Consider the following 16,555-nt stretch of genomic DNA (forward strand, 5'->3'; position numbering starts at 1 on the left):
TACGTGGGGGGGGGAGTACGGCGGCCGTACGGCGGCCGCCGCAATGCAATGGGCCCGTCAGTGGGCCGGCCGTGGCGCCGAGCTCGCGCGCGCCGTCAGCCGCGGCGCGAGCAGCGTGGCCTCCGGGACGGGGATGCGGTCGAGCTTCTTCATCAGCAGCTCCACGGCCCGCGCACCGATCTCGGCCGACGGGATGGCGATCGAAGTGACGGGGATACGGACCTGCTCGGCGAGCTCGTCGGGGCAGATCGCGGTGACGGACAGATCGCGGGGCACACGCAGCCCCAGCTGCTCGAAAGCCTCGATCAGGGGCTCCACGACCGGCTCGTTGTGCACGACGACCCCGGTGAGCGCGGGCTGTTCGCGCAGTAAACGCTCCGCGACCTGCCGGGCAGCCGCCGGGGTCGCCTCACACGGGAGGAAGGCCGAGGTCAGACCATGCCGCTCGGCGGTCGCGGTGAAGCCCTGGACGACACGCTGGGCGAAGCCCGTCTCGCGCGCGTACACCTCGGGAGGCGACCCCACGAGCCCCACGCAGCGGTGCCCGAGCAGCGCCAGATGCTCCACACAGGCCCGGCCCGCCGCCTCGAAGTCCAGGTCGATGCAGGTCAGCCCGTCGGGCTCGGCCGGGAAGCCGATGAGCACCGAGGGCCGGTCGAGCGTGCGCAGCAACGGCAGCCGGGGATCGCGCAGTTGGACGTCCATGACGATGAGCGCGTCCACGAGCGCCGAATCCGCGACCCGCCGCAGCCCGTCCTCGCCCTCCTCCTGCGTGAGCAGCAGCACGTCGTGGTCGTGCTGCCGTGCGCTCGTCACCACGGAGACCGCGAACTGCATGACGACCGGCACATGGATGCCCGTACGCAGCGGCACCACCAGCGCCAGCACATTGGACCGGCTGCTGGCCAGCGCCCGCGCACCGGCGTGCGGCCGGTAGCCCAGCTCGCGGATGGAGGCCTCGATACGTCGGCGGGTCTCCTCCGATATGGGGCGCTTGCCGCTCAGTGCGTAGCTGACCGTGCTGGGGGAGACCCCGGCGTGCCGCGCCACATCTGTGATCTTGACCAAGACTTCCCCCTCGGCGGTCGAGTACCTGTCAGTTGGCGCCGGACGTAGCAGGGTTGCCGCGGGTACCGGATGTGCCGTATGTACCGGATGTGCCGGAGGAGCCGTGGTCCAGCTCCAGCGTGAGGAATCCGGTGCCGGCCTCCGCCCGCACCGTCCGCCCCTCGGCCGACAGCTGCCAGGGCGTCACCGGGTCGCTCGCCGAGGCGCGCAGCGTGTCCCCCTCGCGTACGACGGTGAAGGTCGCGTCGCCGACGGGCACCGTCACCTGGGCGCCGGGCTCCAGGCCGTACGCCTGCAGCGTCACGCCGTCCGCGTACGCGTAGTCGGGCCGGTCCTCCACCGCGCCCACCGGGATCACCGCACCCGGCCGCACCAGCACGGGCGCGCTCAGGAAGCCGTGCCGCTCGCGCACCCAGCGCGGCCCGGTGACCGTCTCGCCGGTGAGGAAGTGCGTCCAGGTGCCCTCGGGCACGTAGTACGACACATCGCCCTCGTCGGAGAAGACGGGCGCGACCAGCAGGTCCGGGCCGAGCATGTACTGCCGCTCCAGATGTGCGCACCCCGGATCGTCGGGGAACTCCAGCACCATCGCGCGCATCATCGGGATGCCCTCGGCGTGCGCGGTGCGCGCGGCCTCGTACAGATACGGCATGAGCCGCAGCTTGAGCTTGGTGAACAGCCGCAGGACGTCCACGGCCTCCTCGTCGAAGAGCCACGGCACGCGGTACGACGACGAGCCGTGCAGCCTGCTGTGCGAGGAGAGAAGACCGAAGGCGATCCACCGCTTGAACAGGGCGGCTGACGGGGTGCCTTCGAAGCCGCCGATGTCGTGGCTCCAGTAGCCGAAGCCCGACAGTCCGAGCGAGAGCCCGCCGCGCAGCGACTCGGCCATCGACTCGTACGTCGCTTCGCAGTCGCCGCCCCAGTGCACCGGGAACTGCTGGCTGCCCGCGGTCGCCGAGCGGGCGAAGACGACGGCCTCGCCCTCGCCCTTGTGCTTGCGGAGGACATCGAAGACGGTGCGGTTGTAGAGGTAGGTGTAGTAGTTGTGCATCCGCTCGGGGTCCGAGCCGTCCGCGTAGGCGACGTCGACGGGGATGCGCTCGCCGAAGTCGGTCTTGAAGCAGTCGACGCCCTGTGCGAGCAGCGCCTCCAGCTTCGACGCGTACCAGTCACGGGCCGCCGGGCTCGTGAAGTCGACCAGCGCCATGCCCGGCTGCCACAGGTCCCACTGCCACACGCTGCCGTCGGGTTTCTTCAGCAGATGGCCGAGCGCCTTGCCCTCCGCGAACAGCGGCGACCGCTGCGCGATGTACGGGTTGATCCAGACGCAGATGTGCAGGCCCCGTTCCTTCAGGCGGGCCAGCATGCCCTCCGGGTCCGGGAAGACGCGCGGGTCCCACTCGAAGTCGCACCAGTTGAACTCGCGCATCCAGAAGCAGTCGAAGTGGAACACCGACAGCGGCAGGTCGCGCTCTCGCATGCCGTCGATGAAGGACGACACGGTCTGCTCGTCGTAGGAGGTGGTGAACGAGGTGGACAGCCACAGTCCGAACGACCAGGCGGGCGGCAGCGCGGGCCGGCCGGTGAGCGCCGTGTACTTGCGCAGGATCTCCTTCGGCGTCGGCCCGTAGATCACGTAGTACGTCAGCTGCTGGCTCTCGGCGCTGAACTGGACGCGCGAGACGACCTCCGAGCCGACCTCGAAGGAGACCTTGCCGGGGTGGTCGACGAAGACGCCGTAGCCCGCGTCGGTGAGGTAGAACGGCACGTTCTTGTAGGCCTGCTCGGTGGCGGTGCCGCCGTCCGCGTTCCACATGTCGACGACCTGGCCGTTCTTGACCAGCGGGCCGAAGCGCTCGCCGAGCCCGAAGACGGAGGTGCCGACGCCGAGGTTGAGCTGCTCGCGCAGGTAGTGCCCGCCCTCGGCGTCCCGCATGATGCCCATGGCCTTGGTGCCGCTGGTGGTCAGCGTCCGGCCGCCCGCCAGGAAGTCGACGTGCCAGGGCCCGGTGCGGGCCACGCGTACGGACAGCGCGCCCGCCGTCAGCACGGCGTGCTCCTCGTCGTACGACACCTGCGGAGCGAACTCCCCGTCGGGCGCCTCGTGCACCTGGAAGCGGGGGCCGCGCTCCTCCTCGCCCTCGAAGTGGGTGACGGTGACGCCGATGACGTCGGGCATCGGGGCGTGCGCGCTGATGGTCACGACCGGTCCCTTCAGCAGGTCACCGCGGTGGCGGATGGGCTGGGTCGGGGCGTGGATCTGCAGGGTGCCGGGCTCTTCGGAGGTGACGTCGAGGACCTGGACCGGGTAAGCGGCGGTGACCCCTTCGCGCAGCAGCCAGTAGCCGTCGGTGAACTTCATGGGCTTCGTACACCCCTTACTTGACCGCGCCCACGGCGATGCCGCGGGTGAGCGTCCGCTGGAAGACGAGGAAGAAGACGATGGCGGGCAGCACGCCCAGCAGAGCGGCCGCGTTCGTCATCGTGGCGTCCATCAGGCGCTGGCCCTGAAGGACGCCGAGCGCCACCGACACGGTCTGGTTGTCGTTGGAGATCAGCATGACCAGCGGCAGCAGGAACTCGTTCCACGTCCAGATGAAGAACAGGACCATCAGCACACCCATGGTGGGGCGGCTGACCGGGACGACGATCCGCCACAGGACCTGCCACTTGTTCGCCCCGTCGATCTGGGCCGCCTCGATGATCTCGCGCGGGAACTGGCCGAGGATGGACGACAGCAGATACGTCCCGAACGCGGACTGGATGACGACGAACACGATGATGACGCTGAGCCGGGTGTCGTAGAGGCCGACTTCCTTGGACAGGTAGTAGACGGGGTAGACCAGGGCCTCCTGCGGCAGCATGTTCGCCAGGACGAAGAAGGCGAGCACCCAGGGGCGGCCCTTGATCCGGCCGATGCCGATCGCGTACGCGTTGAGGACCGACAGGACGACAGCGCCGACCGCCACCGACCCGCTGATCAGCACCGAGTTGATCAGCTTCTGCCCGAAGTCGACGCGCTCCCAGAAGTCCTTCAGGCCGTCGAGGTAGAGGCCGTCGGGCAGGCTGAGCGGCCCGTTCGCGGAGTACTCGGCCGGCGACTTGACCGCGTTGAGCGTGACGATCAGGAACGGCAGGACCATGAAGAGGGCCGCGATGACGAGAGCGGCCAGCACCGGGTATCTGCGCACGGCGGTCACCGGGCCACCCCCTCCTCCGCGTCCTCAGCGCGGGTCTGCAGACGCAGGCCCACCAGGGCCAGCGCCATGATGATCACGGTCAGTACGGTGGCGACCGCCGAGCCGTATCCGACCTGCGTCTTCTCGAAGAAGTTCTGGAACGAGAAGTACGAGGGGACGTTGGTCGCCCCGCCGGGACCGCCCTTGGTGAGTACGTACACGGCGCCGAACACCTTGAGCGCCGCGATCGTGCACCACAGCAGGACGACGTAGATCTCGGGCCGGATCTGCGGCAGCGTGACGTGCCAGAACCGCTGCCACCAGCCGGCCCCGTCCAGCTCGGCGGCCTCGTACAGCCCCGGGTCGACGCGCTGGAGCCCGGACATGAACACCACGAGCGGGAAGCCGATCTGCACCCAGACCATCACGCCCATGACGCTGTAGAGCGCGATGTCGGGATCGCCCAGCCAGTCCTGCTGCAGCGAGCCGAGGCCGATGGCCTTCAGGAGCTCGTTCAGCGAGCCGTTCTCGGGGGCGAGGATCCAGCTCCACACGATGCCCGCGACCGCGATCGGCAGCACCTGCGGCAGATAGAAGCAGGCCCGCAGGACGGCCGCCGTCTTCGAGCCGAAGTGCTTGGCGACGAAGTCGAACAGGGCGGCGGCGAGCACCAGGCCGACGGCGGTCGGCAGGACCGCCATCGCCACGACCATCGCGAGGCTGTGGCGGAACGACTCCCAGAACGCGTCGTCCTCGAGGAGCCTGCGGTAGTTGTCGAGCCCCGTCCACTTCGGCGACCCCACGCCCTGCCAGTCCGTGAAGCTCACGCCCGTGTTCATCAGGAACGGCAGGACGACGACCGCGAGGAAGGCGAGCCCTCCCGGGAGCAGGAAGAGCGCGTACGAGTTGTGGCGGGGGCGGTGCGGGGGCCGGGCCGCCTTACTAGGCGCCTGGCCCCCGCCGCTCCGTTCGGCGAGCACGGTCATTACTGGGGCACACCGTCGTCGTAGGCCTTCTGCAGGGCGTCGAGATACGCGTCCGGCTTGGCCTTGCCCGTGATGAGCTTCTGCGTCTCGGAGACGAGGACGTCGTAGAAGCCGGGGACGGGCCAGTCCGGGTAGAAGGCGAGGCCGTCATTGGTGGACAGCGTGTTGAAGTTCTCGATGAGGGCCTTGGACTGCTCGTCGGTGATGGCGGAGGCGTCGGCCGCGACCGGGACACCGCCCTTGTTGCCGAGCAGGTTCTGGTACTTCTTCTTCATCGTGATGTCGATGAAGTCGTAGGCGAGATCCTTGTTCTTGGCGCCCTTCGGCACCACCCACAGATTTCCGCCGGAACCGAGCGTCATCTTCGATCCGGGCCACAGGAAAGTGCCCCAGTCGTACTTGATCTCCGCCTTGAACCGGCCGAACCACCAACTGCCCGAGAACAGAATGGGATTCTTGCCGGAAATGAATGCGACGCCCGCGTCCTCGGCCTTGGTGCCGCTCGAACTCTTCGCTATGTAGCCCTTCTTCACCCAGTCCGCGAAGGTTTCTGCGGCATACGTCCAGGCGGCGTCGTGGAAGTCCGTCTTACCCTTGTAGAGCTCATAGGAATCGACCCAGGAGCGGTCGGCCTGGGAGAGCGCCAGCTGGTAGAGGTACTGCTGCGCCATGTACTCAGCGCCCGCGTTGGCGAGCGGCGTGATTCCCTTCTTGACGAAGGTGTCCATGGCGTTGGTGAGATCGTCGACGGTCTTCGGCTCGGCGATGTCGTACTTCTTGAAGAGGTCCTTGTTGTAGTACACCATCGTGTACTCGGCGTAGTTCGGCACGCCGTACCAGTTGCCGGACCCCATCACGCCCTTGGCGTCGTACTGGCTGGTCGTGCGGACGCTCGGCGCGATCAGCTTGTCCCACCCGCGCTTCTCGACCTCCGGAGTCAGGTCGGTGAGCAGCCCCTGCTTCGAGAGCAGACCGGCCGTCGCGTTTCCCTTGTTGTACTCCATGAGATCGGGCGCGTCGTCCGAGTTGAGCACCATCGACGCGGTCTTCTGGATCTGCTCGAAGCCTTTCTCCTCGAACTTCACCTTCACGCCGGGATGCGTCTTCTCGAATTCCTTGATCGCCGCGTTCCAGGCCTGGGCCATTGCGCTGTCCGGGCCTTCGTAGTGCCAGAGTTTGAGGGTCTTCGCGTCGGACGAACCGCTGTCCGAGTCGCTGCAGGAGGCCAGGAGCAGGGTTCCCGAAAGAACCGCAGCCGCCACTGCCGCCGCACGCCTTCGTGCCGTCAACATCCAGTGCCTCCGAAGGGGAGTGGGAAGATCACTTGCCGGTGGATCACATGACGCCGCGCTGTCGAATGCCGTCGAACCTCGTCGAATCGTTTCGATGATCATCGTCGAAGCGCTTCGATGCGGGAACTTATGTGCGCGCTGTAGGTGCGTCAATGGGCTGGACGGAATTTCTGGCAGATGTGTGCGAGCGGTCGCACGGCGCTACGGTCGGGCCGATGGTGCCGACGCCAGCGAGACCAGCAGCGCAGTCGCGGCCGCGGCGACCGGAACCCCGTATCCCGCCGTGGCCGACACGTGCTCCACCACCCAGCCGCCCGCGGCCGAGCCGCACGCGATGCCGCCGAGCAGGGCGGTCACCGCGAGAGTCATGCCCTCGTTCAACCGGTCAACCGGGATGCGACGCTGCACCAGCGTCATCCCGGTGATCATCGTCGGAGCCGTCGCCATCCCCGCGATCAGCAGCGAACCGGCCACGATGATCAGGCTCCCGGTGAGCGCGGCCGCCGCCATCGGCAGGCACATGAGGGCCGTCATCGCCGCCACGCACAGCGGATAGCGGCGCTCCGCCGGGCCGGCCGGTTTCACGGCTCCGTACAGCAGCCCGGCCGCGCATGAACCGGCCGCCTGCAGCGCGAGCACCACACCCGCGGCGGACCTGTGTCCCTGTGCATCCGCGAACGCGATCGTCACGACCTCCATCGACCCGAAGACCGCGCCGGTCGCGAGGAACGCGGTGAGCAGCGGCGGCATCCCGCGCGCGCGGAGGGGTGACCTGGCCGTGGTGGCGGTACGTGGACGGGGCGGCGGCTCGGTCGAGCGCTGGGCGGCGAAGACGAGAATGCCGGTCATCAGCAGCACGCCGCCGACCAGGGTGCCCGCCTCCGGGAAGAACGTCCCGCAAAGGAACGCGGCCAGCACCGGACCGAGCATGAAGCACAGTTCGTCCGCGGACTGCTCGAAGGAGTTCGCGGCGTGCAGCGCCTTGTCGTCGCCCTTGAGCAGGTGGGACCAGCGGGCTCGCGACATGCCGCCGGTGTTGGGTGTCGTGGCCGTCGCGGCGTACGCGGCGAACAGCGTCCAGTCGGGGGCTCCGCAGCGCACGCACAGCAGCAGCGCGATGCTGCCGAGCACCGCGAAGGCCGTGGCGGGCACCGCGATCCGCGCCTGCCCCCAGCGGTCCACGAGCCGTGCCGTCCAGGGGGCGACCACGGCCGTCGCCGCCAGCCCCGTCGCCGTCACCGCGCCCGCGAGTGCGTACGAGCCGCGCGACCCGGCGATCATGATCACGGCGCTCACACTGAACATGCCCATGGGCAGCCGGGCGATGAGATTCCCGATCGTGAACGCTCGGGCGCCGGGGATGGCGAAGAGACGGGCGTACGGGTTCACCGGATTCCCGGGTCGCCGCCGGGGGAGGCGCCCGCCGCCCGGACGGGCGCGCTGCGGCTCGTCGTCCACCAGGTCACGCGCACGCGGCACCGCCGCCGCTATCAGGGAATCCCCGGTGACGGCCAGGAACATCGAAGACGGTTGTTGTGGCATGCACCAAACGGTGCCCGCCCTCGTTTCCCCAGGTCCAACACCTTCTCGGCGCCGATTGACGCACCTGCGTTGTAAGTTCGCCGAGTGCCCGACGCCCTGGACCCCCGCCTCCTCCGAGCCTTCCTCGCCGTCGCGGACGAGCTGCACTTCACCCGCGCCGCCGCCCGGCTGTACGTCGCACAGCAGGCCCTGAGCCGCGACATCCGGCGCCTGGAACGGGAGTTGGGCGCCGACCTCTTCGTACGGACGACGCGGCAGGTCGCCCTGACCGCCCATGGCGAGCGGCTCGTCCCGTATGCGCGGCGCGTGCTGGAGGCGCAGGACGCGCTGCTGGCCGCGTTCGGCCGCGGGACGCCGGCTCCGGGGCGCCCGCTGCTCGTGGACGTCAACAGCCCCGGCCTGGTCTTCGGCCGGATCCTGGACCACGCCCGTGAACTCGCGCCCGACTGCGAGCTGATGGCCCGCTTCGAGAGCGGACTCACCGGCGCCGCGGCCGAGATGCTCGCCGGGCGCCTCGACGCGTCGTTCGGGCGGTACGCCGGCCTCGACCCCGCGCTACGCGGCCGCCTCGCGCAACAGCCCGTCAGATACGAACCGATGGCCGTCGTCCTCCCGAAGGACCACCGGCTGGCGGACCGCGAGGCCGTACCGCTCGACGAGCTCGCGGGCGAGACCGTGTACGCGGGCGCCGGCAACCCCCGCACACCGGAGTGGACCGAGCTGGCGCACCGGCTCTTCGAGGGCCGGGGCATAGAGATCGCGCCGCCGGCCCCGCTGGCGATGGGCGCCGAGGAGTTCCAGCGGATCATGGCGAAGTACCGGAACCCGGTACTGGCCGTGGTGGATTTTCCGGCCATGCCCGGCACCGTGCTGCGGCCCCTCGTCGATCCCGTGCCGCTGTCACCGGTGTCACTGGTGTGGCCGAAGGGGCTGGTGCATCCGGCTCTCGACGCGCTGCGTGAGGCAGCGGCGACTCTGGCGAGCCGGCACGGATGGCTCCGCCGGCCCACGAACGGATGGATTCCGGCCGGGGACGCCCGCGTCATGCTGAGCCAGGACTGACTCAGCGATACGACTGTCACTCCGGTGCGCTACATTCATGGTCCGGGCGCAGTGTGATAGGGGGGCGCTCGGATCGGGTGGGGGCCCGATCCGACGGCAGGTGCCCGGAGTCGTACGCGCACCCGGTTCAGTCCCAGGGGGGAAGTGCGGATGCGCGTGGAAAAGTGGCGGGAAGACGCCCGGCTGGCGGAGGACGCCGGACAGGCGGACGACCCGGAAGGTCCTGACGACGACGGCTGGGCGGACGGCGCCGCACGGTGGCCCGATACGCCCGATGATGCCGGCCTGGCCCGGGACCATGACCCGAACGAGGTCACCGTCCAACTCGACGCCATCGGGTACGAAGAGGGCCGGCTGACCGCCCAGGAGAAGCAGGGCGGTCACGAAGTCCCGGTGTTCGTCGACGATTCGGGCCGCCGCAGCCGCACCCTGCGCCGTATCGGCATCGCCGTCGGCACGGTCTGCGCGGTCTACGCGGTGGTCATCGTGGGGACCCTGCTCTCGGGAAACTCGAGCGCACCCTGGCTGCCGATCACCGGCCAGAACGACGAGGACAAACCGGCGAGCCAGGTGGAGACGTCACCGCTGCCCGCCGACCCTGCGAGCCCGTCCGGCTCGGTGGGCACCGCACCCGGCGTGAGCCCGTCGGGCACCAACGGCATCACGACCTCTCCGGGTGCCAGCGCCTCGCCCGACCCCAGCGCCAGCGCGAGCAAGCCGGGCAAGACCGCCGACCCCGACCCCACGACGAGCAGCGAGCCCGACCCCGACGACAGCAGCTCCGCGGACCCCGGTCCCGGCCCCGACCCGACCGGAGGCGGCCCCTCGACCGATCCGGTCGACCCCGAGCCGACGGAGACCGCTGAGCCGTCCACCGAGCCGACGTCGACCAGCGGCGAGGGTGACGGCACGGACACCGTGGCGGAGAGCCCGATCGCCGAGGTCCCCGTGGAGCTGGACCCTGGCACCCCGTCCGAACCGTCCGCTTCCTCCTCGTCCTCGGAAAGCACCCTGTAGATGACCTCCCGCCCGCGCAGTGCGCAGCGCCGCAGGCTGCCCATGCGCTACCTGCTGCCGTCGCTGATCCTGGTCGCCCTGCTCGCGATGCTGATGCTCCGCGGCTATGTGCACAGCGAGATCCTCGCCGACCACCGCGTCCGCCCGCCGGTGGCCGCCGACAAGGTGCCGGAGAAGGTCCTCGAGGGCGGCCCGGTCATCGACACCCGCAGCGGCGAGGCCACCACGCTGAAGGTGCCGGAGCGCCGCCTCGTGCTGACCTTCGACGACGGCCCCGACCCGACGTGGACCCCCAAGGTCCTCGACGTGCTGGCCGAACACCACGCGCACGCGGTGTTCTTCGTCACCGGCACGATGGCCTCCCGCTATCCGGAGCTCGTGCAGCGCATGGTGGCAGAGGGCCACGAGGTCGGGCTGCACACGTTCAACCACCCCGACCTGTCGTACCAGTCCAAGAACCGCATCGACTGGGAGCTGTCGCAGAACCAGCTCGCGCTCGCCGGCGCCGCCGGTATCCGCACGTCGCTCTTCCGCCCGCCGTACTCGTCGTTCTCCGACGCCATGGACAACGCGTCGTGGCCGGTCACCGAGTACATCGGCAGCCGCGGGTACATCACCGTCGTCAACAACACCGACAGTGAGGACTGGCGGCGGCCGGGCGTCGACGAGATCCTCCGCCGGGCCACGCCGAAGGGCCACCAGGGCGCCATCGTGCTGATGCACGACTCCGGCGGCGACCGCTCGCAGACCGTGGCCGCGCTCGACCGCTTCCTGCCCGAACTGCAGGCGAAGGGGTACGAGTTCGCCAACCTCACCGAAGCCCTGGACGCACCGAGCGCCCACACGCCCGTTACCGGCCTCGAGCTGTGGAAGGGCAAGGCGTGGGTGTACCTGGTCGAGGCCTCCGAGAACGTGACCGGCGTCCTCGTCGTCGGCCTCGCCGCGATCGGTGTCCTCGTCTTCACCCGCTTCGGCCTCATGCTGGTGCTGTCCGGAGTGCACGCCCGGCGCGTACGGCGGCGCGGCTTCCGCTGGGGGCCGCCGGTCACCGAACCGGTGTCGGTGCTGGTCCCCGCGTACAACGAGGCCAAGTGCATCACCCACACGGTGAACTCGCTGGCGCAGAGCGACCATCCCATCGAAGTGATCGTCATCGACGACGGCTCCACCGACGGCACGGCACGCATCGTCGAGGACATGCGGATGCCCAACGTCCGCGTGGTGCGCCAGCTCAACGCCGGCAAGCCCGCGGCGCTCAACCGCGGCCTCGCCAACGCCCGTTACGACGTCATCGTGATGATGGACGGCGACACGGTGTTCGAGCCGTCCACCGTCCGTGAACTCGTGCAGCCCTTCGGCGACCCACGGGTCGGCGCCGTCGCGGGCAACGCCAAGGTGGGCAACAAGGACTCGCTCATCGGCGCCTGGCAGCACATCGAGTACGTGATGGGCTTCAACCTCGACCGCCGGATGTACGACATGCTGCGCTGCATGCCGACCATCCCCGGCGCGGTGGGTGCCTTCCGCCGCACGGCGCTGGAGCGGGTCGGCGGCATGAGCGACGACACGCTCGCCGAGGACACCGACATCACCATGGCGATGCACCGCGACGGCTGGCGCGTCGTCTACGCCGAGAACGCCCGCGCCTGGACCGAGGCCCCCGAGACCGTCCAGCAGCTGTGGTCCCAGCGCTACCGCTGGTCGTACGGCACGATGCAGGCGATCTGGAAGCACCGCAGGGCGATCATCGAGAGCGGCCCGTCCGGCCGCTTCGGCCGGATCGGCCTGCCGCTGGTGTCCCTGTTCATGGTGGTCGCCCCGCTGCTGGCCCCGCTGATCGACGTCTTCCTGCTGTACGGGCTGGTCTTCGGCCCCACGCAGAAGACCGTCGGCGCCTGGCTCGGCGTCCTCGCCATCCAGGCCGTCTGCGCGGCCTACGCCTTCCGGCTCGACCGCGAGCGCATGACCCATCTGATATCCCTGCCGCTCCAGCAGATCCTGTACCGGCAACTCATGTACGTGGTCCTGCTCCAGTCCTGGATCACCGCTCTCACCGGAGGCCGGCTGCGCTGGCAGAAACTCCGGCGCACCGGAGTGGTGGAGGCGGCGCCGGGCGCCGTGCCCCAGCAGAGAGTGGCGAGCAGCGGTGATCGGAGGCCGGTGGCATGACGTATCCGTACGGGACCGGGGGCGCGTCTCCCTACGGGACGGGGGACGCGTCGGCGCCCGGGACCGGGGCCGCCTCGGGGGCCACGCCGGCCGAGGCAACGTCGCCGTTCGGTTTTCCGTCGCAGCGCGGGGCCGGGGCGCGCTACCCCGCGGCCGACGGGTCGTACGGGCCGACCGGCCTGGGCGACATCCTGGGCGACTCCACGCGTTCGCTCACCACCGAGCAGCTCCCACCGCGCACCGAGCACACGCCTCCCACGCAGACGCCTCCTGCGGGGGCGGCACCCAAGAAGCCGGGCCGCGATCGCTACCTGGACCTGCTGCGTTCCATCGCGCTGGTCCGCGTCGTCGTCTACCACCTCTTCGGCTGGGCATGGCTGACGATCCTGTTCCCCTCCATGGGCGTGATGTTCGCGCTGGCGGGCTCGCTCATGGCACGTTCACTGAACCGCCCCGCGCTGGGCGTGATCCGGGGTCGAGTCCGCCGGCTCCTGCCGCCCATGTGGGCGTTCAGCGCGGCGGTGCTCGTGCTGTTGTTCGCGGGCGGCTGGAACCCGGGCACCGATCCCGACCACGGCGGCACATGGGGCTGGGCGAGCCTGTTCAACTACATCGTCCCGATCGGCGCCCCGCCGTTCCCGTGGCACATCGGTGACAAGGCGGGCCTCCTCGAGGACACCTGGCCCGCCCAGGCGGCGGGCCCCTTGTGGTACCTGCGGGCGTACCTGTGGTTCGTGATCGCGTCCCCGCTGCTGCTGTGGGCGTTCCGCCGCGTGCCGTGGGTGACGCTGCTGGCCCCGCTGGCCCTGACGGCGGTCGTCGGGACGGGCATCGTGACGATCCCCGGCGAGACCGGCAACGCCGTCACGGACTTCGCCGTCTTCGGCAGCTGCTGGGTCCTGGGCTTCGCCCACCACGAGGGCGTACTGCAGCGGATCCCCCGCTATGTGGCGGTCTCCTGCTCGGCTCTGATCATGGCCTTCGGCCTGTGGTGGGCCTCCGGCCACCTCGGCCCGGACGGCTGGGACCTGAACGACATCCCGCTCGCCCAGGCCACCTGGTCCTTCGGTTTCGTCGTGATCCTGCTCGTCTACTCCCCGTCGTGGCAGCAGCTGCCGGGCCGCCTGGCGAAATGGGACAAGCTCGTCACGCTCTCCAACAACCGAGCCGTGACGATCTACCTCTGGCACAACATGCTGATCATGGCTACGGTTCCGATCATCGACCTGGCGTACGACCTGCCGTTCATGAACGACCGCCTCTCCTCCGCCCTCGACACGACCTACTCGCTGTGGATGTTCGCGCTCGTGTGGCCCCTGATAGGCGCGGCGATCCTGGCCGTGGGCTGGCTCGAGGACCTGGCGGCGAAGCGGAGTCCGCGGCTGTGGCCGAACGGGGCGAAGAAGACGCGGGCACGGGCGCGGTAGCGGCCGCTCCGCCGCAGTGCCCGAAACGGAGGGGATGATTGTGAGCGACCGCCAGGTGCGGAAGATGTTCCAGCTCATGGCGACCGGGGAGGCCGTCGAGCTCACGAGCGCCATGGCGTCCGTGAAGAAGCTCGCCCGGCTCGCCTTCATCGCCGAGCAGTTCGGGTACCAGTACGCGGACGTCCGGCAGGGGGGCGGGCGGAACAGCTCGCTGAAGATGGTCGTCGTCCCCGACCCCAGCCCGGCGGCGCAGCAGCGCGCCGCGCAGAACTGGGCGCAGTATCCGCAGGCGGGCAGTGGCGGGCCACTGCCGCCCCTCGTGCCGGACGCCCTGGAGCTGCTCAAGGCGCGTCTCAACTTCGACCTGACCGGCAAGAGTGCCGAGAAGCGCATGGCCCTCGGCGCTGTCGGTTTCACCGTCGGTGCCTTGATCGGGCTTGGCCGCGCCGACGACGGTATCCCGTTCATCATCGGCACATGGGTGGTGCTGATGGCTGTCCTGGGCGTCGGCATCGCCGTCACGCGCAAGCGCAACGCGAAGTTCGCGGCGCGGCTGCGGTCCGCCGGCTTCACCCCGGTGACCGACGAGACGGGGCGCGTGCGCTACCTCCCGCCGGGCGGCGGGCTGCCGGGCCACAGCAACCCCTTCGCGGCGGGTGCGTACGGGGTCCAGGGTCCGGGTGCGAGCGGTGCACCCGTGCCTGGCCCGTACGGTGCGCCGGGCACCCCCGGGCCGTACGGTGCCCAGGCGGGCACTCCCGCGCAGTACGGCGCACCGGCACCCGGGCAGTACGGCGGACCGGCACCCGGTCCGTACAGTGCACCGGCACCCGGGCAGTACGGCGGCGCCCCAGCACCCGGCCCGTACGGTGCGCCTGCTCCCGGCCCGTACGCTCCGCAGGCCCCTGGCCCGTACGCTCCGCAGGCCCCTGGCCCGTACTCCCCGCCGCAGGCGCCCGGCGCCCACGCCCCCCAGGTCCCCGGCCCGTACGGTGAGTCGTCGGCCCAGGGCCCCTACGGCGCCCCCGCCGCGTATCCGCAGCAGCCCCAGCCCCCGCAGCGCTGAGGCGGACGGATGCCCTGAACCTGGTGCTCGGGGGCTTATCGCGCCTGCTCACCGGGCGTGGTCCACGGTCAAGCCGTCATGATCCACGGCAAAACCCTCACCGACCCGTCCTGCCCGGGGTGAGAGCAAAGTTCCCCGGCGGTCACCCACAGCCACAGGGCCGGAAACGCGCCATCCCTACCTTCGGGCTCATCAGCCGAGATACGTGGAGGCGTGAGATGACAGCCCCGAGCACCACCACCGCATCACGCAAGGGGGGCCGCTGGATCGAGCAGTGGGACCCCGAGGACGAGGGTTTCTGGAAGGAGACCGGGGAGCGCATCGCACGGCGCAACCTGATCTTCTCCGTCCTGTCCGAGCACATCGGATTCTCGATCTGGACCCTGTGGTCCGTGATGGTCCTCTTCATGGGGCCCGAGTACGGGATCGATCCGGCCGGCAAGTTCTTCCTCGTGGCTATGGCCACCTTCGTCGGGGCGTTCGTCCGCGTTCCGTACACCTTCGCCGTCGCCCGTTTCGGCGGCCGGAACTGGACGATCATCGCGGCGTCGATGCTGCTCCTGCCGACGATCGCCGCGTTCGTGGTGATGGAGCCCGGCACCTCGTACACCACGTTCATGCTGTGTGCGGTCCTCACCGGCGTCGGCGGCGGTAACTTCGCCTCGTCCATGACCAACATCAACTCCTTCTTCCCGCTGCGCAAGAAGGGGTGGGCGCTCGGTCTGAACGCCGGCGGCGGCAACATTGGTGTGCCGGTCGTGCAGCTCGTGGCCCTCGGCGTCATCGGTGCGTCAGGCGGTCCGCGGGTGCTGCTCGGGATCTACATCCCGCTCATCCTGGTCTCCGCGGTGTGTGCCGCGCTCTTCATGGACAGCATCGCGTCCGTCAAGAACGACACCGGCGCGGCGAAGGAAGCCGTCCGCGACGCGCACACCTGGATCATGTCGTTCCTCTACATCGGGACCTTCGGCTCCTTCATCGGCTACAGCTTCGCCTTCGGTCTCGTGCTGCAGACGCAGTTCGGCCGTACGCCGCTGCAGGCCGCGTCGGTCACCTTCATCGGCCCGCTGCTCGGCTCGCTGATCCGGCCCTTCGGCGGCTGGCTCGCCGACAAGTACGGCGGCGCCCGCATCACGCTCTGGAACTTCGTCGGCATGGCCGCGGCCACCGCCGTCATCGTGATGGCCTCGATGGAGAAGTCGCTGCCGCTGTTCACCACCGCCTTCATCGCGCTCTTCGTCCTGACGGGCCTGGGCAACGGCTCCACCTACAAGATGATCCCGGGCATCTTCGCCGCCAAGGCCGTGCAGAAGGGGCTGACCGGGGAAGAGGCCGCGGCCTACGGGCGCCGGCTGTCCGGTGCCTCGATGGGCCTGATCGGTGCGGTCGGTGCGCTCGGCGGTCTCGGTATCAACCTCGCCTTCCGGCAGTCGTTCATGACGTCGGGCACCGGCACCGGCGCCTTCGTAGCGTTCCTCGTCTTCTACGCGGTGTGCTTCACGGTGACCTGGGCCGTATACCTTCGCCGTCCGGCCGCCACCGCATCGCCCGCAGCGGCGACGTCCGAGACGAAGCCGCAGCTCAGCTACGCGGAGGTGTGACGGAACCGCGCCATCCCGGGGGACGTCGACATCGGCGGCTGACGCCGCGGGCATCAGGTCCCGGCCGCACCGGCGGCCGGGACCTGGGCCCGCCGCCGGTCTGTACGGGATCCGCGGTGACGTAACACGGACGACATGACGAC

The 16,555-nt window shown here is 69.8% G+C and carries 12 protein-coding genes; 6 read left to right on the plus strand and 6 right to left on the minus strand.

Translation table 11 applies throughout. The features are described 5' to 3' along the window. Positions 1-57 precede the first annotated feature (57 nt). The 6 genes from ABT009_RS00400 to ABT009_RS00425 all read right to left on the minus strand — a co-directional run bounded on the left by ABT009_RS00400 (position 58) and on the right by ABT009_RS00425 (position 8,070). On the minus strand, positions 58-1,068 hold the full coding sequence (locus tag ABT009_RS00400; protein ID WP_351287715.1) for a LacI family DNA-binding transcriptional regulator: 1,011 nt from the start codon (positions 1,066-1,068) through the stop codon (positions 58-60). Between the two features lie 28 nt (positions 1,069-1,096). Beyond that, positions 1,097-3,433, minus strand: coding sequence for an alpha-xylosidase (gene yicI / locus ABT009_RS00405; RefSeq protein ID WP_351287718.1), 2,337 nt, complete (start codon positions 3,431-3,433; stop codon positions 1,097-1,099). Positions 3,434-3,449: 16 nt separating this feature from the next. Continuing rightward, a complete protein-coding gene (locus ABT009_RS00410) occupies positions 3,450-4,214 on the minus strand; it encodes a carbohydrate ABC transporter permease (protein ID WP_351288561.1) in 765 nt (254 codons plus the stop codon). Between the two features lie 53 nt (positions 4,215-4,267). Then, positions 4,268-5,236: a carbohydrate ABC transporter permease gene (locus ABT009_RS00415; protein WP_351287721.1), complete on the minus strand. Its 969-nt coding sequence runs from the start codon at positions 5,234-5,236 to the stop codon at positions 4,268-4,270. After that, positions 5,236-6,528, minus strand: coding sequence for an ABC transporter substrate-binding protein (locus ABT009_RS00420; protein WP_351287724.1), 1,293 nt, complete (start codon positions 6,526-6,528; stop codon positions 5,236-5,238). The genes ABT009_RS00415 and ABT009_RS00420 overlap by 1 nt, the downstream gene beginning before the upstream one ends. 201 nt (positions 6,529-6,729) lie before the next feature. Further along, positions 6,730-8,070 carry an MFS transporter gene (locus tag ABT009_RS00425; RefSeq protein ID WP_351287727.1) on the minus strand — a complete coding sequence of 447 codons (1,341 nt, stop codon included), beginning with the start codon at positions 8,068-8,070 and terminating at the stop codon, positions 6,730-6,732. A gap of 84 nt (positions 8,071-8,154) precedes the next feature. Here ABT009_RS00425 and ABT009_RS00430 point away from each other — a divergent pair, with 84 nt between their 5' ends. The 6 genes from ABT009_RS00430 (at position 8,155) to ABT009_RS00455 (ending at position 16,412) form a co-directional block, all read left to right on the plus strand. Next, positions 8,155-9,132 (plus strand): LysR family transcriptional regulator, encoded by a 978-nt coding sequence (locus ABT009_RS00430; protein ID WP_351287730.1) that lies wholly within the window; start codon positions 8,155-8,157, stop codon positions 9,130-9,132. A gap of 150 nt (positions 9,133-9,282) precedes the next feature. After that, positions 9,283-10,149, plus strand: coding sequence for a hypothetical protein (locus ABT009_RS00435; RefSeq protein ID WP_351287733.1), 867 nt, complete (start codon positions 9,283-9,285; stop codon positions 10,147-10,149). Further along, positions 10,150-12,318, plus strand: a complete 2,169-nt coding sequence (locus ABT009_RS00440) for a bifunctional polysaccharide deacetylase/glycosyltransferase family 2 protein (protein WP_351287736.1) — start codon at positions 10,150-10,152, stop codon at positions 12,316-12,318. Further along, entirely contained in the window at positions 12,315-13,745 is a 1,431-nt protein-coding gene (locus ABT009_RS00445) for an acyltransferase family protein (RefSeq protein WP_351287739.1), read from the plus strand. Before ABT009_RS00440 ends, ABT009_RS00445 begins: the two co-directional genes overlap by 4 nt. A 40-nt stretch (positions 13,746-13,785) precedes the next feature. Beyond that, positions 13,786-14,811 (plus strand): hypothetical protein, encoded by a 1,026-nt coding sequence (locus ABT009_RS00450; protein ID WP_351287741.1) that lies wholly within the window; start codon positions 13,786-13,788, stop codon positions 14,809-14,811. Between the two features lie 218 nt (positions 14,812-15,029). Beyond that, a complete protein-coding gene (locus ABT009_RS00455; RefSeq protein ID WP_351287743.1) occupies positions 15,030-16,412 on the plus strand; it encodes a nitrate/nitrite transporter in 1,383 nt (460 codons plus the stop codon). The last annotated feature ends 143 nt before the right edge of the window (positions 16,413-16,555 follow it).

The sequence above is a fragment of the Streptomyces sp. NPDC002896 genome, from assembly GCF_040295225.1.
Lineage (GTDB): Bacteria > Actinomycetota > Actinomycetes > Streptomycetales > Streptomycetaceae > Streptomyces.

Bases quoted from the DNA above. Each gene is read 5' to 3' on its own strand.
- ABT009_RS00410 (WP_351288561.1), bottom strand. From the start codon at position 4,214: ATGGTCCTGCCGTTCCTGATCGTCACGCTCAACGCGGTCAAGTCGCCG.
- yicI (WP_351287718.1), bottom strand. From the start codon at position 3,433: ATGAAGTTCACCGACGGCTACTGGCTGCTGCGCGAAGGGGTCACCGCC.
- ABT009_RS00435 (WP_351287733.1), top strand. From the start codon at position 9,283: ATGCGCGTGGAAAAGTGGCGGGAAGACGCCCGGCTGGCGGAGGACGCC.
- ABT009_RS00440 (WP_351287736.1), top strand. From the start codon at position 10,150: ATGACCTCCCGCCCGCGCAGTGCGCAGCGCCGCAGGCTGCCCATGCGC.
- ABT009_RS00420 (WP_351287724.1), bottom strand. From the start codon at position 6,528: ATGTTGACGGCACGAAGGCGTGCGGCGGCAGTGGCGGCTGCGGTTCTT.
- ABT009_RS00445 (WP_351287739.1), top strand. From the start codon at position 12,315: ATGACGTATCCGTACGGGACCGGGGGCGCGTCTCCCTACGGGACGGGG.
- ABT009_RS00415 (WP_351287721.1), bottom strand. From the start codon at position 5,236: ATGACCGTGCTCGCCGAACGGAGCGGCGGGGGCCAGGCGCCTAGTAAG.
- ABT009_RS00455 (WP_351287743.1), top strand. From the start codon at position 15,030: ATGACAGCCCCGAGCACCACCACCGCATCACGCAAGGGGGGCCGCTGG.
- ABT009_RS00425 (WP_351287727.1), bottom strand. From the start codon at position 8,070: ATGCCACAACAACCGTCTTCGATGTTCCTGGCCGTCACCGGGGATTCC.